Below are 24,130 nucleotides of genomic sequence, written 5' to 3' on the forward strand. Positions count from 1 at the left end.
CTTACAAGGTGCCAATCAGATTTATCTGGTTGGCACCTTTAGTTATATAACACACACTATTCAGGGGTAAAAATGAAAGATAAAGATAGTTTTGTTAAAGAAAGTACAAATGAAGTCATTCCGTGGCTAGCAAGAAAAGCAAAAAAAGGAGTTGAAAGATCTTTAAAGAAAGTCGTTCCAAATGGTGAATATGGGACAATTACACTTGAAGATTTTTTACAAGCTGAAGGTTATAGTTTAAGGACAAACACCTCTGTAAGGCTTAAATATAACGGTAAGAGCAACCTGATTGCATCCCATTTTCATAATCTCAATAGTTTTAATAATGAAAGAGGTTATACGAATCCTAGAAGTTTACCTCAAACATTAAAGAAATATATTGAAGTTAATAATGAAGAATTGGGGGAGTTATATCAAGAATATAGAAAACAACTAGAGTTCTTAGGATCCCCCAACCAGGATGTCGATAAAGGACTGTCTCAGTATGATCGTACAGATGAGTATAGGCTACTTATTAGTATGCTTCATGAGTACTACTGGGAAAATGGAGAGTATGGATTTACATCGGATACAGAAATCACAGGATATTTATTGAGCGGTGGATTATCTGATAATGACCAAACCATCAACGATAAATATAAGCCAAAAAAATATGAAATTAGTAATATGAGAAATGATAATTATCCAATAAAGGAGGGAATTCTTCCTTCGCGCAATGTAATTTTTGAAGGTGTTGCTGGTTGCGGAAAGTCCCATAAAATCCGTAGCTTGATGAAAGAAGCGAAATCTGACGGCAAGCCTATTTTTAAAAACCATGAAACTGTCGTTTTTCATCCATCAACGTCATACGAGGACTTTGTATCGGGCTTGCGATCCGATGGAGAAGGCGGTTTTAAGGGGAGTTCTGGGGTATTTATTGATATTTGCAATGAAGCAGCGAAAGATCCGAATAATGACTACCTTCTAGTCATTGATGAAATTAATCGAGCAAATACCTCTAAAGTGTTTGGTGACTTACTTCTATTATTAGAAGAATCAAAAAGAGTCGATTATATTGAAGAATTAAAAAAAAGAGAGATTCCTTTACGCGCCGTATTCACCAAGAAGGAAATTGAAAAATTTCAGATTATCGACAAGGTGCGTCTTCAAACTGAGGTTTATATTGATGGTTTGGATGAGCCTTTTAATTACCTCGTAATTCCTAAAAATCTGTATATTGTTGGTGCTATGAACTCCACAGATAGAACTGTAGGCACTATAGATTTAGCTCTTCGCCGCCGTTTTACATGGGAAACTATAGAACCTTTTTTGAGTGAAGAAGAGTTTTCTGAATTTTCTCTTAAAGTTGATCCTGAACTCATCAAATGGTATTTGCAAACTAATATAGTACTTGCGAAGGAAATTGGTCCTGATGGTAGGTTGGGACATTCATACTTCTTTAAAGAGAGAGATGGTAGCGGAAGCGAGTTCAGCCAAAAAATTTATCGAGATTTATTAAATCAACTAGTTGAAATTTTGCATTCTTTCCATATCAATATTAACCAAATTGAAGATATAGAGTGGATATATAATACTGGAATAGAGACAAGGGGTAAAGGTATTGGTGAAAGAATGGTAGTTGTTTCCCCCCTAGATACTAGCACTATGCAGTAAGCTGTTCAGGATATATAAATGGGTAATTTTAAGAGTGAGAATTGTTATCAAGTAAGCTCCCTTGGGGATGGCATTGGTATTACTATCCTCAACATACAGTTAGAAAAGGGTAGTAAGTGTCTAATCTTCCATATTGTGCCCAAAGTTTGGTCTAAATTTATTGCCGCTATAAACCATGACAAAAATAATGAAGCCGTTGATCAGGGTAAGAAGTATTACTTCTGGGAACTAGAGTACGAAACACTCAAAAATGATAAGAAAGAACTTCACTTTATCCTTGCTGAAACAGATTTTCTCCAAGTCCCTGACAAATTGGTAGAACACTTCGATGCTATAGCTGTGAAGGGTGTTGGCTATTCTCCTAAAATAATTGATTCTGTTATTGGCGATGTTGCCTTTAGGCGAAAGTCTCCTCTTTGGTCTAAGAATTATCCATCTGATTCTAAAGAAAGAGAAATCTTTGGAAGTCTGAAAGAATCTAGCGCATACGTTAAGCAGTTTGCTGAACCAATGTGGAGAATGCTGGAATCTTTTGATATCCAGCTAGAGCCAACGAAGGATTTGAGGGAGTTTGGCCCCAATGCTGCCCCTTTGTTTAGAAATTCTGAGCTAATGAAACCATTTATTATTCAAAGCTTTGTTCAGAATACACTTGAGGCTATCAAAGATATAAAACCGATTTATCATTCGCAGAATGAATTTTTAAAGGCTCCAAGAGGTCGAATTGATTCAAGAGATTTAGTTAATAGTGCATGTAGGTCGAGAGAAGGAGTTCTTTGTCATTTTGAAGAAATTAGGCCTTCGAATCATGTCTGGCAAGCGATTTTTTGTGCTCTGAAAGAAATTTTAGAAGATTCTAAAAATTCTGGTGGTGAGAATTTTTCTGAAAAAGCAAGTGAAGCCTACAGGGCTATTCGATCGAGACCTGAATTTAGCAGTGATATTTACATTCAGGGTGGTCATATTGTTGTCAATAAAGTAATAAGTGATGCTAAAAATTATATTTCCAGTTCAAATGAAAACTATTATGTTAGGAAGAGCTATCAATTAGCTTTGGCGATTTTGACTTCAGAATATCGATTAGCGATTGGTTCCTCCTTGGGCTCGGGTGTAATAGTCAATATAAAATATGCCACTAGTAAACTGTGGGAGCAATTAGCCGAGAGGATTATCTCAAATGTAGTTGGTGTATCTACTAAAGGGCAGAGTAAATCTCGGCGAATCAATATTTTTTATAGTACAGGCAAGGCTGGTAGATGGGAACCTGCAGATCGAGGGAAATCCCCTGACATTGTTGTCACTAAAGATAGCAAATCTTTCTATGTTGATGCAAAGTATAAAGTCTCAGATTTGGGTGTCACTAAGGCCTCCATGCCAGACCAATATCAGATGGCAACTTACGCTTTAAGAACCCGGCGTAATGTATATCTGGCTTATCCGATCTGCAACGATTCTAAACCAAAGCTTATCTGCCAATGCATTCCCCTAGGTGCGGAGTTGCTGGACAACTCGTCTCAAAATGTTCTGGAGTTTGTTCGAACCGGCCAGTTTTATATACCTTTCCCGCTTCCTGAGCAGGCACAGCGCGGTGAATATATCCCTCCAGATTCGTGGTATATGAATTGTGAGATGGATATTTTTATAGAAGAACTTATGAAAACCTCATTGAACTAGGCAAGTCAGTTACTGAAGTCAAAGATGGATTTATTAGCAAACTTAACACTTATCTGAAGCTCATCCACTAAAGTAAGTAGTGTCTCTGTATATATATTTCTAAGGAGCCACCCATGCAGGTCCAGGTAGCCCGAATCGGCAAACCCCACGGCATTCGCGGCGAAGTCACCGTCCAGCTCTTCACCGATTCCCCCCAAGAACGCTTCGCCCCCGGCTCCGTCCTCGAGATCGAAAACCATAACCCTGCAACTCCTGCCGGTGCCCTGGCACCGGCAGGTAGCCTGACTGTCAAAAACTCCCGCTGGAACAAAAAAATCCTGGTCGTAGCCTTCCAAGAAATCACAAACCGCAACCAGGCCGAACTCCTACGCGACACCCGCCTCAGCTTCGACTCCACCACCGAAGCGGCAGAAGACGATAGCGAAGGCTACTACGAGCACCAACTCCTGGATCTGCCGGTCTACCTGGCCTCTGACATCAGCGAGGACGGCTACCTACCCCAAGAACCCATCGCCCTAGTCGTGGGCCTGCAAACTATGCCCACCCAGGACATCATGCTCCTTAAAAACACCGCGGACGGCTCTGAGGTCATGATTCCCTTCGTCGAAGAGCTTATTCCAGCTATTGATATTGAAGAGGGGTACGTCATTATCGACCCGCCCGCCGGCTTACTGGAACTCAACAGCAAGACCGAAGAGAGCGAAAACGAGCAGGACGCATAACCCATGCGCTTTGATGTCATTACTATCTTCCCCGAGTACCTTGCGCCCCTGGAACTTTCCCTGCTGGGCAAAGCCCAAGAGACCGGCAAAGTTGAGCTAAACCTCACCAACCTGCGCGACTACGCCACCGACCGGCACAAGACCGTGGACGACACCCCCTACGGCGGGGGAGCAGGCATGGTCATGAAACCCGAACCCTGGGGCCTGGCCCTGGACCAAGCCCTAGCTAACTCCCCGCTTGCTGGCGACTCCCAGCCGCTACTGATCGTTCCTTCCCCGGCCGGGCAGGTCCTCACCCAGCAACTGGCCTACCAGCTGGCCGAAGAAGAGCAACACATTGTCTTTGCGCCCGCCCGCTACGAGGGCATCGACGAGCGGGTACTCAACTGGGCCCAGCAAAGCTTTAGAGTCATGCCGGTATCCATTGGTGACTATGTTCTCTATGGGGGAGAGGTCGCGGTCATGGTCATGATTGAGGCTATTACCCGCCTGATACCCGGTGCTATGGGCAACCCCGAGTCCCTGGACGAAGAATCCCACACAGGCGGCTTGCTTGAATACCCGGTCTACACTAAACCGGCTACCTGGCGGGACCAGCAGGTTCCCTCTATTCTGCTATCTGGCAACCACGGGGCCATCGCCCGCTGGCGGCGCGATGAGCAGATTATCCGCACCTTTGAGCGACGCTACGACATGATAAAGGCCTACCCCCAAGAGGGCTGGGACAAGAAGGACCGTAAGCTCCTGCAAGAACTGCATGCCGCTAAGAAAGCCGCCGAGCAAGCGGCCCTTGCATAAGGAGCCCCAGAGCCAAGCAATTAAACTCACACAAGGTTAGCAATCTTTCCCGCCAGCATACTTGGCCAGAGCTAATTTCCTGTGAGATAATTATTTTTTGTGTTCATACTGGGCACGCCCCTGCCGTAGGGGGAAGAGCGACCGCTAACAGTATGAGCCACCCAAGCCCCCAGAGCGGGTGAGGGTGAAACAATCTACTCGTAGACAGCATCGGTCTGGCGCCCCGGCGTCCTCAGACACTGCCTACGATTTATCAGGAATATGTTTGACCTGCGGCAGAGATATTCACGGAGAAATTCAATGCAGACTCTTGACTTCATTGACAACAAGTCACTTCGCACCGACATCCCCGAGTTCGGCCCCGGCGACACCCTCAACGTACACGTCAACATCGTTGAAGGTAACCGCAGCCGTGTCCAGGTCTTCAAAGGCTTCGTTGTTGGTCGCCAGGGTGGCGGCATCCGCGAAACCTTCACCGTTCGTAAGGTTTCCTTCGGTGTTGGCGTAGAGCGTACCTTCCCCGTACACTCTCCCGTCATCGAAAAGATTGAGGTTGTTAGCCGCGGTGACGTCCGTCGCGCCAAGCTCTACTACATGCGTGACCGCCACGGTAAGGCTGCTCGTATCCGCGAGAAGCGCGAAGCCTAAACCGACTAGGTTTCACCTTTATCAATGGATAGCGGCCTCACCGCCGAATCCAGTGAGGCAAGGCGCCAACCCTTTTTACGGGGCTGGCGCCTTGTTGCTACTGCCTCGCTCCTTGCCTTGGCGGTGCTCCTGGTTATTCGGTCTTTCTTTTATGACGTGTACTACATTCCTTCTGCCTCCATGGAACCGACCTATGAGCCCGGGGACCGGCTGATTGTTTCCAAGCAGTCCGGCCATATCGAGCGCGGTAGCGTAGTCGTTTTTGACGGCACCGGTTCTTTTTCCCCCTACCAATCCGGTAGTCCCTGGGTTCGGGATCCGCTGGGAACGGCTGGGCAGTGGCTAGGATTGGTGGGTTCAGATACGGTTTACATCAAGCGGGTGATTGGGGTGGGCGGTGACACCGTTGAATGTTGCGATTCAGAGGGCTACCTTTTGGTGAACGGCCAGCGGCTTGAGGAACCCTACCTGCCCCAGGGGGAGAGTGCTAGTGATGTGTCCTTTAGCGTGCAGGTTCCAGAGGGCAGAATCTGGCTTATGGGAGATAACAGATCTAACTCAGCTGACTCACGGGCGCTTTTGGGGGCACCTGGAGGTGGCATGGTTAGGGTGGACAAGGTGATTGGGTCCCCCGTCTATACCGTCTGGCCTTTGAACAAAATAGGGCCAAGTAGCACCACACCTGACTAAGGTGACCAAGGGCCCCTACCCAAACCGGGCTGGGCCAATGCCTCCACCGTCCTTGCAGAATCAGCAACTAAACTAAACCAGTAAAGACGTTTTCAGCAGAAGGGTGCATGCTCATGGAGCAGCAGAACTCAGCAAACATTGATGAGACTAGCGACAGCGATACCGCAAAGGTGAAGAAACCTAAAGGCGGTAAACGCCGCCGCGAAAACAGCGCTCTCAAAGAGTACGCCCTGATTATTCTGTACGCGGTCCTCATCGCTTTCTTGCTCAAAACCTTTGTGGTACGAGGGTTCTTCATCCCCTCCAGCTCTATGGAGGACACTCTCCAGATCAACGACCGAGTCTTTGTGAATGTGGCCGGTGAACTGTTCGGTGAGGCTGAGCGCGGCGATATCGTGGTCTTCAAAGACGCCCAGGGGTGGATGCCTGCCTCTTCTAACTCAAACCCTGTGCGCGATGCCCTAGCCTTTGTGGGCGTGATGCCAGACAGCTCATCCAACTACCTTGTGAAACGCGTTATCGGTGTCGGTGGGGATCACGTTGTGGGTACCCCAGACGGGCGTATTTTTGTCAACGGTGTCAAGATTGACGAAACCTACCTCAAGCCCGGTGTCAAACCGACCGAGGTCGCCTTTGACGTCATTGTCCCCGAACGCTCCTACTTCGTCATGGGCGATAACCGTTCCAATTCGGCTGATTCCCGCTACCACATTGAGACCGGTACAGAGTTTATCAACGATGCTGAGGTGGTTGGTGAGGTATTCGTGGTAGCTTGGCCGCTGTCCAACTTTACTTTCATCAATGGTGCCGATGACGTCTTTTCGCAGGTCCCCGATAGCGAGTAGCCAGTTGGTAGGTAAAACAAGGCCAGTTGCTGACCTTTCGGTAGAGTCCTCGCTGTTTGCGCGGGGCCTTACCCTGCTAGCCGGTATGGATGAGGTAGGCCGTGGACCGCTGGCTGGGCCGGTGACGGTGGGGGTAGCTGTCATTAAGGCCGGTGCCCAGCTGAAGGTTGAGGGACTGGTTGATTCCAAGGCGCTGAGCGAGAAAAAACGCTTGGCTATGCTCCCCGAGATTCAGCAGTGGGCTGTAACCGCTGTCGGTCATGCATCACCGGCGGAGATTGACGCCCTGGGCATTACCACAGCCTTGCGCTTAGCAGGTCAGCGAGCGCTTGCCCAGGTAGCTGCCGCTGGGGCTTACCCCGATGCTATCTTGTTGGATGGCAAACATAACTGGTTGGCAGACCCGCAGAATGACCTTTTTGCTGAGCTTGACCCAGTCCAGGCACTCTACACTGACCTTGTTGCAGAAGCTTGGAAAGCTGTTCCGGGTACCCAGAACGGTTGGTTCGGGCCGGTCCAGATGGAAGTTAAGGGAGACCTCCGGTGTGCCTCCATTGCTGCCGCCTCAGTGGTAGCCAAGGTCCAACGCGACGGGCTCATGGTAGAGCTTGACCGTACTTATCCGGGCTTTGGATGGGCCAAGAATAAGGGCTATGGTTCTACCACTCACCGGGCCAGGATTAAGGAGGCCGGCCCTACACCGGTCCACCGCCTGAGCTGGTCGCTCCCAGCAACAGCAGATCAGGTGAAAGCCGCATTGCTTGAACGAGAGAAGGAGGATCGATGAGCAGTAACGAAGATTTAGAGAGCTACGAATCAGGTGCCCAGCTTGCCCTCTACGAAGAGTACAAGAATGTCGCTGAGCTCTTTACCTACATAGTGGAAACCGACCGTCGTTTTTACCTGGCTAACCAGGTACAGGTAAGACCGCGAACCGCAGACGGAGCTATCTATTTTGAGGTGGAGCTTCAGGACGTGTGGGTCTGGGATGTCTTCCGTTCTTCCCGGTTTGTGAAGAATGTGAGGGTCTACTCTGTGCGTGATATCAACGTTGAGGAGCGGGCGGCTGCGGAGGAACTGGTTGTACCTCATTTGACTGATTTGGACCCCGATTTAGGGTAGTGCCTGTCTTGTTCTCATGGCCCCGGTGAGTGAGTTCCCACCGGGGCTTTGCCCTACCCGCGCTACCTACTGCTGGTGGGGTGATTGACTCTCGGGTGTGAGCACCCGAGAGGTCTGCGAGGAAATAGGCCGTCATTCTTTCACCTTTTGGTAGCTGGCTTACCTCTGTATTTGTGCATCTAGGGCGGTTTGAGTCATACACAGCGCTACTTGGGGCGAGGTAGTGGGGGTCTGCTAGGCCATGCTGAGGGTACCTGACCCTCACATGAGAAAGGCCTGGCTATGAGCTTGAGAACCCAGTCCAGTATCGCCAACCACACTAGGGTAGGGCGCTGGGGTGAAGACCTTGCGCTGCTTGTATTGGAACTTAATGGCTATAGCCTGGTGGAACGGAATTGGCGGCCACCGTCTGGCAACCTAGGGAGCTCACCGGTGGGGGAGATCGATTTGGTCATGGTTGATCCCGACATGGATCTGGTTTTTATTGAGGTTAAAACGCGGTCAGGGAGCGGATACGGCCACCCGCTAGAAGCCATTACCCGTGAGAAAGGCAACCGGCTCCGTCAGCTTGCTTATGCCTGGTGTTCGGAGCATACCGGTGATTACCGTTCCCTGCGTATTGATGCTGTTGCGGTGTGCGGCACAGCCGAGGACTTCACTTTTGAGCATGTTAAGGCGGTGCTGTAGCTGTGGCTTTTGCTCGGACGTTCTCAATAGCACTGGTCGGGGTAACAGGCCACCTGGTTGAGGTAGAGGCTGATGTGTCCGCTGCGCTTCCTGGCTTTGTACTGCTGGGTCTCCCCGATAATTCTTTGAATGAGGCTAAGGACAGGGTACGTTCTGCGGCTAAGAATTCCGGGCTTGCCCTGCCGCCGCAGAAGCTCACCGTCAATCTCACTCCGGCGACCCTGCCTAAGCGGGGATCTGCCTTTGACGTTGCCATGCTGGTAGCTGCCCTGCAAGCTGTAGGGGAGCTGAAGCCGTCTGGGCAGACTGTCTACCTGGGGGAGGTAGGTCTGGACGGGAGCCTGCGGGAGATACCCGGTATTTTGCCTGCGGTTAAGGCCGCTGTCGATGCGGGGTACCCCAAGGTTGTGGTTCCTGCCGGTAACCAGCAGGAGGCGGCGCTGGTTGCGGGGGCTGAGGTTTACGGCTACAGCTGCCTGGCCGATATCTTTGTGGAACTGGGTGCTAAGAAGCCTGAAAGTCTCAAACGGCCTCAGCTGACCAGACCCGTGCGAGAGAATGAACAAGAAACCAAGGCTTTACCTCCTGACCTGGCAGATGTTGCTGGTCAAGCCGAAGGCCGGCTGGCACTAGAAATTGCTGCGGCGGGTGGGCACCATCTGCTCCTGAATGGGCCTCCTGGCTCAGGTAAAACCATGCTTGCTGAGCGGCTGACCGGTATTCTGCCGCCGCTGGGTCCCCAAGATGCTATGGAGGTAACGGCAATTCATTCGCTGTGCTCGGGTGGGGCGGCTCGGAGTTCGTTGATGACCCTTCCTCCCTTCGAAGCGCCCCACCACAGCGCCAGCGCTCCCGCAATTCTGGGTGGTGGTGCTGGCATTCCCCGTCCCGGCTGTGTCTCTAAGGCCCACCGCGGGGTCCTCTTCCTGGACGAGGCACCTGAGTTCAAGCGGACAGTTCTTGACTCGCTCCGCCAGCCGCTGGAGAGCGGGGAGATTGTCATCGACCGCGCTGCAGCTTCTGCTCGCTACCCGGCACGTTTTCAGCTGGTAATGGCGGCTAACCCCTGCCCCTGCGGTAACAACGTGGGGCGGGGACTGGACTGCACCTGTACCAGCAGGGAACGGAGGGCATACTTCGGTAGGCTCTCTGGCCCCTTACTCGATCGTCTTGACGTGCGTATTACCGTCCCTAAGGTGACGGCCGCTGATCTGGCAGCCAGCGGCACTTATGAGAGTTCTGCAAGGGTTCGGGAGAGAGTGAAAGAGGCACGGGCGGCTCAGGCTGAGCGGCTTGCTCCCTACGGGTTGAGCACCAATGCTGAGACGAACGGAAAGATTCTGCGCGGGCCGCTTAAGCTCTCTGCGGCTCTCACCGCGGAGCTATCCCGGTCCATTGACCGGGGGACGCTCACCGCTCGCGGTTATGATCGGGTACTCCGAACCGCCTGGACCCTGGCCGATCTTGACGGGAGCACTAGCCCCACCCAGGACCATCTGGACCTGGCCCTGTATTTTCGCAATCTTGGTATGGAAGGCAGCGCATCATGACTGAGCACCAGGACCTCGAAAATATCCGCCGCGCAAGAGCGGAAATCATGCGGATCAGCGACCCCGAAGATACAGCAACTACCGCCCTGATCGCCCTCTGCGGGCCGCTCCTGACAGCCGATTTCTTGACCGGGCGCAGGGAGCTGACGGCCAGCTACCTGCAGGAAGAGCTGGCGCAAGCTGGCCGGGAGGACCCCCAGCTCTTTGCCTCGCTCCGTGGTCTTGTGCAAGCCCGTATGGAACGCTGGCAGGCCCGACGGGGTGGGATTAGGGTAGAGCAGGATATGACCTGGGCAAAGGCCTGCGGGGCCTGGCTCTGTGTGCCCGAAGACCCTGACTGGCCGGTGGCCCTCAATGACCTTGCCGAACGTATGCCCTTTGGGCTGTGGGGCAGAGGCGATAGAGCCTTGCTCAAGCATCTCAACCTTGCTACCAGCCAGGCCATCGTAGGCTCCAGGGATGTCAGCTCCTACGGTAACTCTGCAACCTCACACCTAACCGGTGACTCAGCCGCAGCGGGTAAGACCATCGTATCCGGGGGCGCATTTGGGGTTGACGCTCTAGCTCACCGGGTCGCCTTGAGCACCGGCGCGTCGGAACTTCCTACGGTTGCCCTCATGGCAGGTGGGCTGGACCGGCTCTACCCGCGTCAAAACGCCAGTCTGCTCGAAAACATCATCGACCGTGGACTGATTCTGGGGGAAGTCCCTCTGGGCCAGAACCCCACGCGTTACCGTTTTTTGCAAAGGAACCGGCTCATTGCGGCCCTTGCCTACTGCACCGTGGTCGTAGAAGCCCGCTGGCGCAGCGGAGCCCTCAACACCGCCCACCACGCTCTAGAGCTGGGCAGGCCGGTCTACGCGGTACCCGGGCCTATCTTTTCCCCGAGCTCTGAGGGCTGCCACCGGCTGATCCGCGATGGGCTAGCCCAGCTCATCACCGATGCCACACACCTCGAAAGAGGTAGGTTGAATTTAGAAGCCCCTGAACAGGCCAGTCTGTTGAGCGAATCTGTCGATGCCCGGAAGGCGCTAATAGACAGCCTAACGGAGATTCAAGGCAGGGTCTGGGACGTGCTCCCGGTCAGTAGCTACCGCCCTGTGGACGCTATCGGTGCTGAAAGCGGAATCCCAGCCCGGTCTGTCATGCTAGCGCTGACCCAGATGGAACGGTTAGGGCTAGCTCAGAGTCAGGGAAATGGCTGGCGCAAAAAGTTTGAGCAAGGGCACAAGCACTTAGGGGCTAAAATGGGGTGAACCTATGGTCGTCATATCCAGGTAAGAAAAGAGGGGGAGTAGATGGGCCCAAGCTACGAGAGTCATCAGCTGCCCACCACCCTCAAAATCGGTGCAGCCGCTATCGACGAAGATCGAGAATACGTCAGGGCCCTTGAAGCCTATGAGCGCTACCTGACCTATGAATTGCACCGGTCACCCGAAACCATGAGGGCCTACCTGGCAGATCTCCGGGATTTTTTTGATTATGCCAGGAGGCACGGAACAACTCACCTCTCACATATCACCCTGGAATTGCTCCGTGGCTGGCTGGCAACCCACCACCAGAAGCAGGCGGCCAGATCGTCGATGGCACGCAGAACCTCAAGTATTCGCAGTTTCTTTCTCTGGGCAGAAGAGGAAGAACTGATAGCAACCAACCCGGCGCTTAAGCTCTCCACCCCCAAGAAAACCAGCTACCTTCCCACGGTGCTCTCAGCTCACCATATGGAAAGCCTGACCCAGACCCTGCACCGTGCGCTGGGGCTAGACCCGCTCAACCCCCGGCTCCTGCGCCTGAACGCGGCCGTGGAAGTCCTCTACGCAACAGGTATCCGCATCTCAGAGCTCACCGGTCTCGATCTAACCAGCATCGACCGGCAGGGCAGAACCCTGAGGGTCATCGGCAAAGGCAACAAAGAACGGGTAGTGCCGTTCGGTCCTCAGGCTATGAAAGCTCTCTCCCTCTGGGTTGCCCAGGGTAGGCCCCAGTGGCTACCGCAAGCTAGCACGGAGTACCCCCACACTCAACCAGAGCCTCAGTACGCGCTCTTCATAGGCCCCAAGGGCAAACGAGCAAATGCCCGGCAAATCAGAGCCGACCTAACCCGCTTGCTAGAAACCCTCGATAATACTGATGCCAGTGGTGCCCACATCTTCCGCCATACCGCCGCTACCCACATGGTCGACGGGGGCGCAGACATCAGAGCAGTCCAAGAGTTCCTTGGACACAGCTCCCTGGCAACCACCCAGGTCTATACCCACGTGTCCGTAGACCGGTTAGCGCAGGTCTATTCGCGTGCCCACCCCAGAGCCTAACAAGAGAACCCCACCATTCTTGCCTGCACCTTTGCACCCTCGCTTTCTGATAGCCATCAGCCACGATATAGGATAGAAAAAGCATGTTTTCAGCAACAGAGACTCAAGGATTTTTTGAACGCCCCGCCCTCACCGGCGGGTTCGTGCTGTTACATGCCGTCCCCGCCGCCCTGACCAGCCATATCCGGTGGAGCATCGAAAACACCCTCAAAGCCTCCCTCAAGCTGAGCTGGGAAGCCCAACCTGCCCGCCCCGGTTACCAGCGCACCGAACTTACCTGGACCGGCCCAGCAGGCACGGCCGCCCAGCTGGCTTCAGCCCTCCGCCAATTTTCAGATACCCACTTTGAGATCACCGAACGGCCCACCGCCACCAGTAGCGCCTTACGCATCATGCATACGCCCTCACTGGGCCTCTGTACACAGCCCGTTGACGCGCAGGGCAACTTTACCGTGACTGAAGACAGAATCCGCTACGCCTTTGAGCAAGCCGCCGGTGACTACAAGGCCCTCTACGACCAGTTTGCGCTCGCACTGGGCCAAGCCTGGGACGAGGAGCTTGAGCCACTTCGTTATAGCAAGAAGACCATCAATATCGCTCATATTAGGAGCGAAGGCTAAAAACCATCTGACTTTTCTCACACACAGATGTCAGTATGCAGGTAAGGGCGTTTTGAAGATGCACAGGGGCGGTCTTCCCCTAGTTGAGAAGACCGCCCCTGGTTATTGAACCCTAGGGTTTAGTTAGTTTTCAACGCTGCGGAAAGCGGCTACGGCGTTGTGGCCGCCAAAGCCGAAGGAGTTGGAAAGAGCAACGATCTCGCCTGCAGGTAGGTTACGTGCTTCGGTAACGATATCGAGCTCAACCTGGGGATCCTTGTTCTGCAGATTGATGGTGCAGGGGGCTTTGCGGTGATGAAGAGCAAGGACGGTCAGCACTGCCTCAAGGGCGCCAGCACCACCGAGCAGGTGCCCGGTCATGGATTTGGTGGCAGAGACAGCGACCTGATCGGTGTGATCGCCAAGGACTTCGCGTAGAGCCAGGGACTCGGGAATATCGCCCACGGGGGTGGAGGTCGCGTGTGCGTTGACGTGAACAACCTGTTCGGGGCTGATGCCGCCGTCGGTTAGCGCTTCCTGGAGAGCACGGCTAGCACCGAGAGCTGCGGGGTCGGGCGCGGTGATGTGGTAGGCATCGGCTGATACACCGGTACCGGCAAGTTCAGCGTAGATACGGGCACCGCGAGCCAGCGCGTGCTCTTCAGATTCCAGGATCAGGGCGGCGCCGCCTTCACCCATGACAAAGCCGTCACGGTCGGTATCGTAGGGGCGTGAAGCGCCCTGGGGGTCGTCGTTGCGAGTAGACAGGGCCTGCATCTTGGCAAAGGCGCCAATGGTCATGGGGTGGATAGCGGCTTCTGAACCACCAGCGATCACAACATCAGCCTTACCCGAACGAATCAGCATGAGGCCGATTTCAAGTGCTTCGGTCGATGAGGCACAAGCAGATACCACGGTCTGTGCTGAGCCGCGAGCCTTGAGGTTCATAGAAACTGCGGCGGCGTTAGAGTTGGGCATCAGCATGGGCACGGTCATGGGGAGCATACGGCGGGGCCCCTTTTCGCGCAGGGTGTCCCAGGCATCAAGGAGGGTCCATACGCCGCCGATACCGGTGCCGAAGGCAACCGCGGTCCGCAGCGGGTCGCACTCCTTAGCTGCTTCAGCGTCGGGGCCACTGAAGCCTGCATCCTGCCAGGCTTCACGGGCCGCGACCAGAGCGAGCTGGCCAGAGGGGTCAAGGCGCTTGGCTTCGACCTTGGTCAGACGGCCCGAATCAACAGCGGAAACTGCGACTCGACCAGCAATAGAAACGGGGAGCTCGTACTTTTCAACCCAGTCTTCTTCAATGGTGCTGATACCAGAAACACCGGCAAGGGCCTTCTCCCAGGTCGTTGGGACGTCCCCACCAATGGGGGTAGTAGCACCGAGACCGGTCACCACAACTTTACGAGTCATGTTTGAATCCTTTGAAGACGAACTAAGGGTGAAAATAATAAAAAGGAGGTTGGGCGCGGCATAAAACCGGGCCCAACCTAACGACGCTTTTTAGGCGTTGGCAATGAAGTTGACAGCATCGCCTACGGTCTTGAGGTTCTTAACCTCTTCGTCGGGGATGGTGACGCTGAACTTCTCTTCAGCGTTGACAACGATGGTCATCATTGAGATGGAGTCGATATCCAGGTCATCGGTGAAGGACTTATCCATCTGGACGTCCTCTACCTCAACGCCGGTTTCTTCGTTGACGATCTCTGCAAGACCTGCAAGGATTTCGTTCTGATCTGCCATGATGGCTCCTTTTGAGAGATGACGGCCCTATAGGCCGCTTTTGACTTTACGCACCAAGCCTTAGGGCAAGGGTGGTGGCTGGCCACGGGAGTCCCGCTTAAGCCTCAACAATGAGTGTAGCTTCTAGCCCGCGCAAAGAGACGGTGTGACGCCACTAAAATTTTGAAATAAATCTAACATTTTTCAAAATATTGCGGCAGCCTGAGCGCCGTTTTTGGCGGTACCCTGCCGATAGGAGCTAGGGAAGGACGACGACCTGGGCTGCGAAGGCTAGGCCCGCGCCGAAACCGATTTGTAGGGCAAAGGTGCCGGACAGTTGGGGGTTCTCTTGCAGAAGCTGGTGGGCGGCAAGAGGAACCGACGCGGCGGAAGTATTTCCGGCGCATTCAATATCGCGGGCAACCTCAACAGTCTCAGGTAGTTTGAGGGTCTTGACCATCTGATCGATGATGCGCATGTTGGCTTGGTGGGTGATGAGCGCACCCAGCTCATCTGCGGTAATACCTGCGGCCTCCAGTGCCTTTTGAGCAACCTTGGCCATTTCCCAGACGGCCCAGCGGAAGACAGCCTGGCCGTCCTGACGCAGGGTGGGCCAAATCTTTTCGCCCTCCTGCACGGGGTTGGCTATAAAGTCGCGGTTGCGGATATCGAGCATGGAGTGGGTCATGCCCACTGCACCCCAACGCTCACCGTCGCTACCCCAGATAGTGGGGCCGATACCGGGAGTATCCGATACTCCTACCACTGCGGCACCAGCACCATCACCGAGCAGGAAGGAGATGGATCGTTCGGTGTTATCGATGAAGTCTGAGAGCTTCTCAACACCGATGACCAGTACTTTATTCGCTAGGCCAGAGCGTACTAGCGCATCAGCCTGGGCAATACCGTAGCAGAAGCCTGCGCAGGCGGCTGAGATGTCGTAGGCCGGCGCTTTTGACCCAACAGCATCGGCCACGATAGTAGCCAAGGAAGGAGTGGCGTAGGGGTGGGAGATGGTGGAGATGATGACAGCATCCAGCTCTTCCCCGGCAAGGCCTGAGGCTTCTAGCGCGTCCTGAGCGGCACCAATAGCTAGGTCGGCAACCGAAATCTTTTCTGAGGCACGGTGGCGGGTCTTGATGCCGGTGCGCTGAACAATCCATTCATCGGATGAGTTGATCGGCCCGGCTATATCGTCGTTGGTGACCAGGAGGTCGGGGCGGGCGGCACCGTACCCCAAAATACGGGAGTATCGGTTGGTCTCAACCTGCTGGAGAGTAGGCATGGGAGATCCTTTCGGGTGGGCTATGCGCTGAGCGCTTCTGTAAGTTCTTCAAGGTCGGCAGGGGTGTTTACCGCAGTGCTGGGGGTTCCGCGCATGGCTCGTTTAGCCAGGCCTATCAAGGTGCCAGCGGGAGAGACTTCAACGATGCGGCTTACCTGGTGGTTACCGAGAGTCTGCATGCAGAGGTCCCAGCGGACGGGGCGGGTGACCTGGGCGACCAAAGAGTCCAGGGTCTCCTGGCCACCTGCAAGAGCCTGACCGTCATAGTTAGAAAGAAGCTCAAACTGGGGCTGGGCGGGGCTGAGAATCTCGGCAAAATCAGCCAGGGGTTCCTGGGCAGATGCCATGTAAGAAGTATGGAAAGCGCCGGCCACCTTGAGGGGAATCACCCGGGCCTTGGCCGGGGGGTTCTGAGCAAAGGTCGCAATGCTATCAAGGGAGCCAGCGGCAACAATCTGGCCGCCGCCGTTAGAGTTTGCTGCTGTCAGCCCAGCTGCTTCAATAGCTGCCCGGACATCCGCTTCGGCGCCGCCTAGAACAGCGGCCATGCCGGTGGGAGTAGCAGCTGACGCGGCGGCCATACCGGTAGCTCGAACCTTGATAAAGCGCATGGCTTCTTCGTCGGTGAGTACACCGGCTAGGGTGCAGGCCGTAATCTCACCCACGGAGTGCCCGGCCAGAATGAGGTCCTGACCCTTCAGCGCTGTGAGAGCCAGCCTACCGGTCACAAGGCCAGCGGCAACGATAAGGGGCTGGGCAATGGCGGTGTCTTTGATAGTTTCTTCGTCAGCTTCGGTACCGTAGTGCACCAGATCTAGGTCTGCTGCCGCTGAGAGCTGCTCTAAGTGGTCGCGAACTCCCTCCAGCTCTAGCCACTGGGATAGGAAGCCGGGTTTTTGAGAGCCCTGACCGGGGCACACCAGTGCAATCACGCGATTTACCGCCTCAGTTCTTGAAGGAGACCGGATCTTTGAAGATTACCGGTACATAATTTCAAATAACTATCCTACTCCCCAAAGCCTGGTCAGGCCCCATCTCGACCTGCATCTTCTCAAAAGCCAATAAAGTTCACACAGCCACTTACACCCTATGCAGATAAAAGGCAAGCCCCCGAGTTCCCTCGGGGGCTTGCCTGGGCCTAGGCAGTCAGAGCTATTGCCCTACTGCTTAGGCATCACCACCTGCGGTACCTGAGGTACCGGCGTTGATGTTGTTCAGATCGTACTGGGCGAATGCCTTGGCGGGCGCATCGGCGGGTACTTCGCCTCGCTTTGCCAGCATCTGCAGGGTACGGACGACAATGGACTCGGCGTCAATCTTGAAGAAGCGACGTGCGCCTGCGCGGGTGTCGGAGAAGCCGAAGCCGTCAGTACCCAGGGTTGCGAATTCGTTGGGAACGAACTGGCGGATACCGTCCATGAGGTCGGTCTGGTAGTCAGACACGGCCACGATGGGGCCGGTTGCACCCTCAAGCTGCTTGGCAACAAAGGGAGTGCGTGGGCTGGCGGTGGGATCCTGAAGGATTTCACGCTCAGCTTCTAGGCCGTCGCGGCGCAGGTTGGTCCAGGAGGTAACTGACCAGACATCGGCGGAAACGCCCCAGTCATCGGCCAGAATCTGCTGTGCCTTCTCTGCCCAGGGAACGGCTACACCCGAAGCGAGAATCTGGGCACGGGGCCCGTCGTTCTTTGCCTCATGTAGACGGTAGATACCGCCAAGCAGGCCGTCAACATCGAGGTTCTCAGGTTCAGCGGGGTGCTGAATGGGCTCGTTGTAGACGGTGATGTAGTACATGACGTTGTGGTCTTCGTCCCCAGTGCCGTACATGTGCTCGATACCGCGCTTGACGATGTGGCCAATTTCGTAGCCGAAGGCGGGATCGTAGTGGATGACGGCGGGGTTGGTACCGGCCAGAATCGGCGAGTGGCCGTCAGCGTGCTGCAGACCTTCACCGGTCAGGGTGGTGCGGCCTGCGGTTGCACCCATAATGAAACCGCGGCTGAGCTGGTCACCGGCTGCCCAGAAGGCATCGCCGGTGCGCTGGAAGCCGAACATCGAGTAGAAGATGTAGACGGGAATCATGGGTTCGCCGTGGGTGTCGTAGGAGGTGCCGACAGCGGTGAAAGCGGCGGTGCCACCTGCTTCGTTGATACCTACGTGAATGATCTTGCCCTCGGGTGATTCCTTGTAGGCCAGCATCAGTTCACGGTCAACAGCCAGGTAGTTTTGGCCGTTGGGGTTGTAAATCTTAGCGGTGGGGAAGTAGGAGTCCATGCCGAAGGTTCGTGCCTCATCGGGGATGATGGGGACGATGCGGTGGCCGAAGTCCTTCTCACGCATGAGGTCCTTGAGCAGGCGCACAAAGGTCATGGTGGTAGCAGCCATCTGCTTACCGGTGCCCTTGAAAGCACCCTTGTAGGCCTTCTCGGAGGGCAGGGTAATCTCGGGCTGGACATTCTTACGAGCGGGGATGAAGCCACCTAGTTCCTCACGGCGGGCCATGAGGTACTTGTACTCTTCGGAGTCCTTACCGGGGTGGTAGTAAGGCGGGTTGTAGAGGTCCTTCTCCAGCTCTTCGTCAGAGATGGGGATACGCAGATGATCACGGAACTGCTTGAGGTCCTCCATGGATAGCTTCTTCATCTGGTGGGTAGCGTTGCGAGCTTCGAAGCTAGCACCCAGACCGTAGCCCTTAACGGACTGCGCCAGAATGACAGTTGGCTGGCCCTTGTGTTCCATGGCGGCCTTGAAGGCGGCGTAGACCTTCTGGTAGTCGTGGGCTCCGCGCTTCATGGCCCAGATCTCGTCGTCGGTCATATCCGCAACCAGTTCCTTGGTCTCGGGGGTCTGGCCGAAGAAGTGCTCACGAATGAAGCCACCGGACTCTGCCTTGTAGGTCTGGTAGTCACCGTCCAGGGTTTCGTTCATGATGCGAACAAGCTCACCGGACTTGTCCTTTTCGAGGAGGGCATCCCACTCACGGCCCCAGAGAACCTTGATGACGTTCCAGCCGGCACCGCGGAAGAAAGCTTCGAGTTCCTGAACGATCTTGCCGTTACCGCGAACGGGGCCGTCCAGTCGCTGCAGGTTGCAGTTAACGACGAAAGTCAGATTGTCCAGCTTGTCATTAGCGGCAAGCTGGAGAGCGCCACGCGACTCGGGCTCATCCATTTCGCCATCACCCAAGAAAGCCCAGACATGCTGCTGGGAGGTGTCCTTGATACCGCGGTTATTCAGGTACTTATTGAACTGTGCCTGGTGGATTGCGTTGAGGGGGCCAAGACCCATGGATACGGTGGGGAACTGCCAGAAGTCGGGCAGGTTCCGGGGGTGCGGGTAGGAGGGTAGGTGGGTGCCCTGCTTGGTCTTTTCCTGGCGGAAACCATCGAGTTGCTCTTCGGTGATACGGCCTTCGAGGAAGGCACGAGCGTAGTTACCGGGTGAGGAGTGGCCCTGGAAGAAGATCTGGTCGCCGCCACCGGGGTGGTTGCGTCCGCGGAAGAAGTGGTTGAAGCCTACCTCGTAGAGGGTTGCAACACCGGCATACGAGGAGATATGCCCGCCCACGCCGATGGTAGCTTTTTGGGCACGCTGAACCATGACGGCTGCGTTCCAGCGGAGGAATGCACGGTAGCGACGTTCGATCTGCTCGTCACCGGGGTATTCAGGCTCCTGGTCTACAGGAATGGTGTTGACGTAGTCAGTGGTGGTCACCATGGGGACGGTGATTGACTTCTGGCCTGCCCGCTGCATGAGTGAGCGAACAATGAACTGCGCACGCTCGGTGCCGTGCGCTTCTACAAGGTCATCAAACGATTCGAGCCATTCGCTGGTCTCTTCGGGGTCGATGTCAGTGAAGCTATTGGTCAGTGCACTGAGAACGTGATCGTTCGTATCTGAGGGTCCCACTAGCCAACCTCTCTTTGTTGTAGGGGTCTGTGTCACCGCGGGGCAACTGTGCTGCCGATGGTGAACCTTTTGTCTTGTCTCATGTGCCAAGAGTTTTAGTCGCAGAGACAACTTCTCTTCTATGTTGTCACAAATTATCCCCTTTTAGGTCACGGTGACGTTGGTTTACCGGTGTGAAATAGCCGTCACTTAAGGTGGCTTGGGTTCAGCGCAAAATTTACCGGCAGTTTTTGGTCGTGTTCTGTTGATTTGATGGGCTGAAAAGTGTTCAGTAGGTACTGATAGCAGGGTTGTATAGCTTTGAGGGCCGTTCCACGATGCGGGCCTGGGAGCTAAGGACCCTAACGGTTTGATTTTGGAGGACGCACGTGAGTGCCACTGGTGCTGCACAAAAACTGACACTAGAAATGTTGGGCCTGCCCGAAGACGGCTTGGTTCAAGAGTTCGGTTATGACGACGACGTTGACTTTGATCTTCGAGACTCTCTAGAAGATTTGTTGGGTTCTGAGTTGCTGGATGAGGACGACCAGGAAATTGTCGACGGTGTTCTTCTGTGGTGGCGCTCTGATGATGGCGACCTGGTTGACGGGCTGATGGATGTGCTTGCCTCTATTGATGATGGGGGCGTGATTTGGTTGCTGACACCTAAATCCGGTCGTCAAGGTTATGTTTCTCCGGCAGATGTGTTGCATGCGGCTCCCTTGGCAGGGCTTAAAGTGACCACCACTGAGTCCTTGGCTCAGGAATGGACTGCTACCCGTCTGATTTCCCACCAGGGCAAGTAAAGTGTGAGTATCGAAGGGCCTCTAGTAAGGGGCCCTTCGGCTTTTTGGGAGCGCTTGGAAAATTTTTTGGAATTTTTTTACCCTGAATATATCCCCATGTCAGGGCAGTATTATGCGGGGTTTTTGGGTAAAAATGGGCAAAAAATGACCTAAAAATGGTCAGGTGAACCCCTTTTCGATTTGCACAGCCCTTTAGGACTGCGTAGAGTATTACCTGTCGCCGCGAGAGATAAGGCGGAAGACATATGGGTCTTTAGCTCAGCTGGTAGAGCGCCACGTTTACACCGTGGATGTCATCGGTTCGATCCCGGTAGGACCCACCAAGAAGCCCCGCATCCTGTGCGGGGTTTTTCTTTTATTAAGATTTATCAGGGGCTAAAAGCTCACTCACCTGATGAGCCGCCCTGACACCTCGTGTCCCTAGGTGACGGAAGAAAGCCATGAATCGTAACTTTAAACCCAGAAACTTTACAGCAGTCTTTCTGTCAGCCACCTGGTTGGCAATTTCCCTCTTCTTCATAGGGCAAGGCACTCTCGTAACCCTCTGGTCAATCTTCGCTGTAGTTGCCCTAGTAATTGGCGCTGCTGCCGTCTGGGTCCTCTTTAAGGACACCTATAACAGCTAGCTGATTAGAGGCTGGGGGGAGTGCGCCCGTTCCCTCCCAATATGTGAAAGTTTTATTTGTCTCAGTCGGCCTGTAAATACAAAAGACAGTAACCGGCGTAGTCTTTAAGACATGACTAAAAATAAGACTGCACAGAAGGCGCAGATTGGCGTAACCGGCCTGGCTGTTATGGGCGCTAACCTAGCCCGAAACCTAGCCCGCAACGGCTACACCGTTGCCCTCCACAACCGCTCTGTTGAAAAAACCGATGCCCTCCTTGAAGCCCACGGTTCAGAAGGTGACTTTATCCGCACCGAGACGCTCCAGGAACTGGTTGACTCCCTGGAGTCGCCCCGCCAGATTCTGATCATGGTCAAGGCCGGCGGTCCCGTTGATTCCGTCATTGACCAGCTGGTACCCCTTCTCGATGAAGGCGACGTCATTATCGATGGCGGTAACTCCCACTTCCCCGACACCATCCGCCGCGAACGCGCACTGGCTGAAAAGGGACTGCACTTTGTCGGTATCGGCGTCTCAGGTGGCGAAGAGGGCGCCCTGAAGGGTCCCTCCATCATGCCCGGCGGCTCCGCCAAGGCCTACGAATCCCTCGGCCCCCTGCTCGAAAAGATTTCCGCCAAGGCACCCAACGGCGACCCTTGTTGCGCATGGATTTCCACCGACGGCGCCGGTCACTTCGTCAAAATGGTTCACAACGGCATCGAATACGCAGACATGCAGGTTATCGGCGAAGCCTACGACCTGCTCCGCACCGTTGCCGGAGTAGAGCCCGCCGAGCAGGCCGAAATCTTTAAGCGTTGGAACACCACGGACCTGAACTCCTACCTCATCGAAATCACCGCTGAGGTTCTGGCCCAGGTCGACACCAAGACCGGCAAGCCTCTCGTTGATGTCATCACAGACCAAGCAGGCCAGAAAGGTACCGGTCTTTGGACTGTTCAGGCCGCACTCGACCTCGGCTCACCCGTCTCAGGCATCGCTGAGTCAGTCTTCGCCCGTGCGCTGTCTTCATCAAACCCCGCCGCTCGCACCCAGGCACAGGCAGAATTGCCCGCAGGCCTGATTGCGGCCACCGCGGTAGCCGCTGGCGATGAGGAATTTATCGAGGACGTCCGCAAGGCACTCTTCGCCTCCAAGCTCGTCTCCTACGCCCAGGGCCTCGACATGCTGACCAAGGCAAGTAAGGAATACGGCTGGGATCTCAAGCTCGATGTTATCGCCGGTCTCTGGCGCGCAGGCTGCATCATCCGCGCTGAACTGCTCGGTGTCATTATGGACGCCTATAAGGACCAAACCCCTGCCAACATGCTGCTGGCTCCCGGCTTCAAGAAGCTGCTGGAAGACCTGGTTCCCTCATGGCGCCGCGTTGTGGCCAAGGCTACTGCAGAGGGAGTTCCCGTCCCCGTGTTTGCATCCTCATTGAGCTACTACGACGGCCTACGCCGCAAGCGTCTGCCCGCTGCCCTGATTCAGGGTCAGCGTGACTTCTTCGGGGCCCACACCTACGGTCGCGTTGATGCTGAGGGCATGTGGCACACCGAGTGGAGTGGTGACCGTAGCGAGATTAACGCCGAGGACTCCCACACCCACTAGGGTTTGCGCTTGGCAGGTTTCATGCGCTTCCGTGCCGGCCAAGATCCCAAAAGGCCAGCCACGCATCAGCTGGCCGGGCAGGTCAGTGGGTGAGCTTGACCGGTACTAAATATCAAGAAGCCCTACTCCTTTACCGGGGTAGGGCTTCTTTCTTAGTATTTAGATCCACATGGTGGGGTCTACATACTCCACCGCATCAACCAGGGGCTTCTTAGCGTCGGGGGTTCGGGGTCGTGAGCGCGCCGGAATGCCGGTAATAATCGAATCAGCCGGGTGGTCATGCACAACCACCGAGTTACCGCCGATTGCTGAGTCAGGGCCAATCAGTACCGGCCCTAGAACCTTAGCACCGGCGCCCACCGTCACCCGGTCACCAATGGTGGGGTGGCGTTTACCCTTCTCCAAGGAACGGCCGCCCAGGGTCACACCGTGGTACAGCATGACATCGTCACCGATTTCCGTAGTCTCACCAATCACCACGCCCATACCGTGATCTATAAAGAACCTACGGCCAATAGTTGCGCCCGGGTGAATCTCAACCCCGGTCAAAAACCGTGCCAACTGGCTAAGCGTACGCGCCAAACTCTTGGTCGATTCACCTTGCCATAGCTTATGGGCAAGTCGGTGAGCCCAAATAGCGTGCATCCCCGAATAGTTAATGAGGATTTCCAGGTGGCCGCGGGCTGCGGGGTCATGGGTACGCACTGTCTCAAGATCTTCTCTCAGTCTTGACCAGAAACTCATAGGCCTTCCCTTCCTGTGACTCGCATGCCACTTTCATGTTGAACTCTTTAACGCTCAGGTAGCCCAGCATATTCCGGTAGGCCCCAAAAAATAACTGGGATCGACTCTCTGCTACCTGGAGGGCCCGGCGTAATGCACAAAAAGAGGTGCCCCCTAACCGTAGCAA

Annotated in this window: 23 protein-coding genes and 1 tRNA gene; 18 read left to right on the plus strand and 6 right to left on the minus strand. The window is 54.6% G+C overall.

Going from position 1 to position 24,130, the window contains the following annotated elements:
* The first annotated feature begins 72 nt into the window (after window positions 1–72).
* The 14 genes from ACN085_RS01120 to ACN085_RS01185 all read left to right on the plus strand — a co-directional run bounded on the left by ACN085_RS01120 (window position 73) and on the right by ACN085_RS01185 (window position 13,321).
* Window positions 73–1,653 (plus strand): McrB family protein, encoded by a 1,581-nt coding sequence (locus ACN085_RS01120; protein ID WP_419110321.1) that lies wholly within the window; start codon window positions 73–75, stop codon window positions 1,651–1,653.
* Window positions 1,654–1,671: 18 nt separating this feature from the next.
* The gene (locus ACN085_RS01125; protein ID WP_419110322.1) at window positions 1,672–3,327 is read left to right on the plus strand and encodes a 5-methylcytosine restriction system specificity protein McrC; all 1,656 of its coding nucleotides are present in this window, start codon (window positions 1,672–1,674) and stop codon (window positions 3,325–3,327) included.
* A gap of 113 nt (window positions 3,328–3,440) precedes the next feature.
* Window positions 3,441–4,049, plus strand: a complete 609-nt coding sequence (rimM, locus tag ACN085_RS01130; RefSeq protein WP_419099514.1) for a ribosome maturation factor RimM — start codon at window positions 3,441–3,443, stop codon at window positions 4,047–4,049.
* Between the two features lie 3 nt (window positions 4,050–4,052).
* The gene (gene trmD, locus ACN085_RS01135; RefSeq protein WP_419099515.1) at window positions 4,053–4,847 is read left to right on the plus strand and encodes a tRNA (guanosine(37)-N1)-methyltransferase TrmD; all 795 of its coding nucleotides are present in this window, start codon (window positions 4,053–4,055) and stop codon (window positions 4,845–4,847) included.
* A gap of 300 nt (window positions 4,848–5,147) precedes the next feature.
* Complete coding sequence (rplS, locus tag ACN085_RS01140) at window positions 5,148–5,495, plus strand: 50S ribosomal protein L19 (protein ID WP_419099516.1); 348 nt, start codon at window positions 5,148–5,150, stop codon at window positions 5,493–5,495.
* Between the two features lie 24 nt (window positions 5,496–5,519).
* Complete coding sequence (gene lepB / locus ACN085_RS01145) at window positions 5,520–6,185, plus strand: signal peptidase I (RefSeq protein ID WP_419104699.1); 666 nt, start codon at window positions 5,520–5,522, stop codon at window positions 6,183–6,185.
* A gap of 113 nt (window positions 6,186–6,298) precedes the next feature.
* A complete protein-coding gene (gene lepB, locus ACN085_RS01150) occupies window positions 6,299–7,030 on the plus strand; it encodes a signal peptidase I (protein ID WP_419110323.1) in 732 nt (243 codons plus the stop codon).
* Between the two features lie 4 nt (window positions 7,031–7,034).
* Window positions 7,035–7,817 (plus strand): ribonuclease HII, encoded by a 783-nt coding sequence (locus tag ACN085_RS01155; RefSeq protein ID WP_419110324.1) that lies wholly within the window; start codon window positions 7,035–7,037, stop codon window positions 7,815–7,817.
* On the plus strand, window positions 7,814–8,152 hold the full coding sequence (locus ACN085_RS01160) for a DUF2469 family protein (protein ID WP_419099520.1): 339 nt from the start codon (window positions 7,814–7,816) through the stop codon (window positions 8,150–8,152). The genes ACN085_RS01155 and ACN085_RS01160 overlap by 4 nt, the downstream gene beginning before the upstream one ends.
* A 282-nt stretch (window positions 8,153–8,434) precedes the next feature.
* Window positions 8,435–8,839 carry a YraN family protein gene (locus ACN085_RS01165; protein WP_419099521.1) on the plus strand — a complete coding sequence of 135 codons (405 nt, stop codon included), beginning with the start codon at window positions 8,435–8,437 and terminating at the stop codon, window positions 8,837–8,839.
* 2 nt (window positions 8,840–8,841) lie between these two features.
* On the plus strand, window positions 8,842–10,389 hold the full coding sequence (locus tag ACN085_RS01170; protein ID WP_419110325.1) for a YifB family Mg chelatase-like AAA ATPase: 1,548 nt from the start codon (window positions 8,842–8,844) through the stop codon (window positions 10,387–10,389).
* Window positions 10,386–11,645 carry a DNA-processing protein DprA gene (dprA, locus tag ACN085_RS01175; RefSeq protein WP_419104703.1) on the plus strand — a complete coding sequence of 420 codons (1,260 nt, stop codon included), beginning with the start codon at window positions 10,386–10,388 and terminating at the stop codon, window positions 11,643–11,645. Before ACN085_RS01170 ends, dprA begins: the two co-directional genes overlap by 4 nt.
* A gap of 42 nt (window positions 11,646–11,687) precedes the next feature.
* The gene (locus ACN085_RS01180; protein ID WP_419099524.1) at window positions 11,688–12,701 is read left to right on the plus strand and encodes a tyrosine recombinase XerC; all 1,014 of its coding nucleotides are present in this window, start codon (window positions 11,688–11,690) and stop codon (window positions 12,699–12,701) included.
* An 83-nt stretch (window positions 12,702–12,784) separates the two neighbouring features.
* A complete protein-coding gene (locus tag ACN085_RS01185) occupies window positions 12,785–13,321 on the plus strand; it encodes a DUF3145 family protein (protein ID WP_419110326.1) in 537 nt (178 codons plus the stop codon).
* A 123-nt stretch (window positions 13,322–13,444) separates the two neighbouring features.
* On the opposite strand, the gene fabF is transcribed toward ACN085_RS01185, so the two are convergent.
* The 5 genes from fabF to aceE form a co-directional block, all read right to left on the minus strand.
* The gene (gene fabF / locus ACN085_RS01190; protein WP_419110327.1) at window positions 13,445–14,716 is read right to left on the minus strand and encodes a beta-ketoacyl-ACP synthase II; all 1,272 of its coding nucleotides are present in this window, start codon (window positions 14,714–14,716) and stop codon (window positions 13,445–13,447) included.
* 90 nt (window positions 14,717–14,806) lie between these two features.
* Window positions 14,807–15,046, minus strand: coding sequence for an acyl carrier protein (locus tag ACN085_RS01195; RefSeq protein WP_419099527.1), 240 nt, complete (start codon window positions 15,044–15,046; stop codon window positions 14,807–14,809).
* Window positions 15,047–15,284: 238 nt separating this feature from the next.
* Window positions 15,285–16,310: a beta-ketoacyl-ACP synthase III gene (locus tag ACN085_RS01200; protein ID WP_419110328.1), complete on the minus strand. Its 1,026-nt coding sequence runs from the start codon at window positions 16,308–16,310 to the stop codon at window positions 15,285–15,287.
* 20 nt (window positions 16,311–16,330) lie between these two features.
* Window positions 16,331–17,242 (minus strand): ACP S-malonyltransferase, encoded by a 912-nt coding sequence (locus ACN085_RS01205; protein ID WP_419110329.1) that lies wholly within the window; start codon window positions 17,240–17,242, stop codon window positions 16,331–16,333.
* 235 nt (window positions 17,243–17,477) lie between these two features.
* Window positions 17,478–20,219 carry a pyruvate dehydrogenase (acetyl-transferring), homodimeric type gene (aceE, locus tag ACN085_RS01210; protein WP_419099530.1) on the minus strand — a complete coding sequence of 914 codons (2,742 nt, stop codon included), beginning with the start codon at window positions 20,217–20,219 and terminating at the stop codon, window positions 17,478–17,480.
* Between the two features lie 368 nt (window positions 20,220–20,587).
* On the opposite strand from aceE, the gene ACN085_RS01215 reads away from it, so the two are divergent.
* From ACN085_RS01215 to gndA, 4 genes are all read left to right on the plus strand, one after another.
* On the plus strand, window positions 20,588–21,004 hold the full coding sequence (locus ACN085_RS01215; RefSeq protein WP_419099531.1) for a DUF3052 domain-containing protein: 417 nt from the start codon (window positions 20,588–20,590) through the stop codon (window positions 21,002–21,004).
* Between the two features lie 247 nt (window positions 21,005–21,251).
* Window positions 21,252–21,327 (plus strand) — tRNA-Val (locus ACN085_RS01220).
* Between the two features lie 117 nt (window positions 21,328–21,444).
* On the plus strand, window positions 21,445–21,630 hold the full coding sequence (locus ACN085_RS01225; RefSeq protein WP_419099532.1) for a hypothetical protein: 186 nt from the start codon (window positions 21,445–21,447) through the stop codon (window positions 21,628–21,630).
* A 111-nt stretch (window positions 21,631–21,741) separates the two neighbouring features.
* Complete coding sequence (gndA, locus tag ACN085_RS01230) at window positions 21,742–23,220, plus strand: NADP-dependent phosphogluconate dehydrogenase (RefSeq protein ID WP_419110330.1); 1,479 nt, start codon at window positions 21,742–21,744, stop codon at window positions 23,218–23,220.
* 159 nt (window positions 23,221–23,379) lie between these two features.
* On the opposite strand, the gene epsC is transcribed toward gndA, so the two are convergent.
* A complete protein-coding gene (epsC, locus tag ACN085_RS01235; RefSeq protein WP_419099534.1) occupies window positions 23,380–23,964 on the minus strand; it encodes a serine O-acetyltransferase EpsC in 585 nt (194 codons plus the stop codon).
* Window positions 23,965–24,130: the final 166 nt, after the last annotated feature.

The sequence above is a fragment of the Rothia sp. P4278 genome, from assembly GCF_048512945.1.
In the GTDB taxonomy this organism is placed as follows: domain Bacteria; phylum Actinomycetota; class Actinomycetes; order Actinomycetales; family Micrococcaceae; genus Rothia.

Bases quoted from the DNA above. Each gene is read 5' to 3' on its own strand.
- ACN085_RS01120 (WP_419110321.1), top strand. From the start codon at position 73: ATGAAAGATAAAGATAGTTTTGTTAAAGAAAGTACAAATGAAGTCATT.
- ACN085_RS01125 (WP_419110322.1), top strand. From the start codon at position 1,672: ATGGGTAATTTTAAGAGTGAGAATTGTTATCAAGTAAGCTCCCTTGGG.
- rimM (WP_419099514.1), top strand. From the start codon at position 3,441: ATGCAGGTCCAGGTAGCCCGAATCGGCAAACCCCACGGCATTCGCGGC.
- trmD (WP_419099515.1), top strand. From the start codon at position 4,053: ATGCGCTTTGATGTCATTACTATCTTCCCCGAGTACCTTGCGCCCCTG.
- rplS (WP_419099516.1), top strand. From the start codon at position 5,148: ATGCAGACTCTTGACTTCATTGACAACAAGTCACTTCGCACCGACATC.
- lepB (WP_419104699.1), top strand. From the start codon at position 5,520: ATGGATAGCGGCCTCACCGCCGAATCCAGTGAGGCAAGGCGCCAACCC.
- lepB (WP_419110323.1), top strand. From the start codon at position 6,299: ATGGAGCAGCAGAACTCAGCAAACATTGATGAGACTAGCGACAGCGAT.
- ACN085_RS01160 (WP_419099520.1), top strand. From the start codon at position 7,814: ATGAGCAGTAACGAAGATTTAGAGAGCTACGAATCAGGTGCCCAGCTT.
- ACN085_RS01165 (WP_419099521.1), top strand. From the start codon at position 8,435: ATGAGCTTGAGAACCCAGTCCAGTATCGCCAACCACACTAGGGTAGGG.
- dprA (WP_419104703.1), top strand. From the start codon at position 10,386: ATGACTGAGCACCAGGACCTCGAAAATATCCGCCGCGCAAGAGCGGAA.
- ACN085_RS01180 (WP_419099524.1), top strand. From the start codon at position 11,688: ATGGGCCCAAGCTACGAGAGTCATCAGCTGCCCACCACCCTCAAAATC.
- ACN085_RS01185 (WP_419110326.1), top strand. From the start codon at position 12,785: ATGTTTTCAGCAACAGAGACTCAAGGATTTTTTGAACGCCCCGCCCTC.
- fabF (WP_419110327.1), bottom strand. From the start codon at position 14,716: ATGACTCGTAAAGTTGTGGTGACCGGTCTCGGTGCTACTACCCCCATT.
- ACN085_RS01195 (WP_419099527.1), bottom strand. From the start codon at position 15,046: ATGGCAGATCAGAACGAAATCCTTGCAGGTCTTGCAGAGATCGTCAAC.
- ACN085_RS01200 (WP_419110328.1), bottom strand. From the start codon at position 16,310: ATGCCTACTCTCCAGCAGGTTGAGACCAACCGATACTCCCGTATTTTG.
- ACN085_RS01225 (WP_419099532.1), top strand. From the start codon at position 21,445: ATGAATCGTAACTTTAAACCCAGAAACTTTACAGCAGTCTTTCTGTCA.
- gndA (WP_419110330.1), top strand. From the start codon at position 21,742: ATGACTAAAAATAAGACTGCACAGAAGGCGCAGATTGGCGTAACCGGC.
- epsC (WP_419099534.1), bottom strand. From the start codon at position 23,964: ATGAGTTTCTGGTCAAGACTGAGAGAAGATCTTGAGACAGTGCGTACC.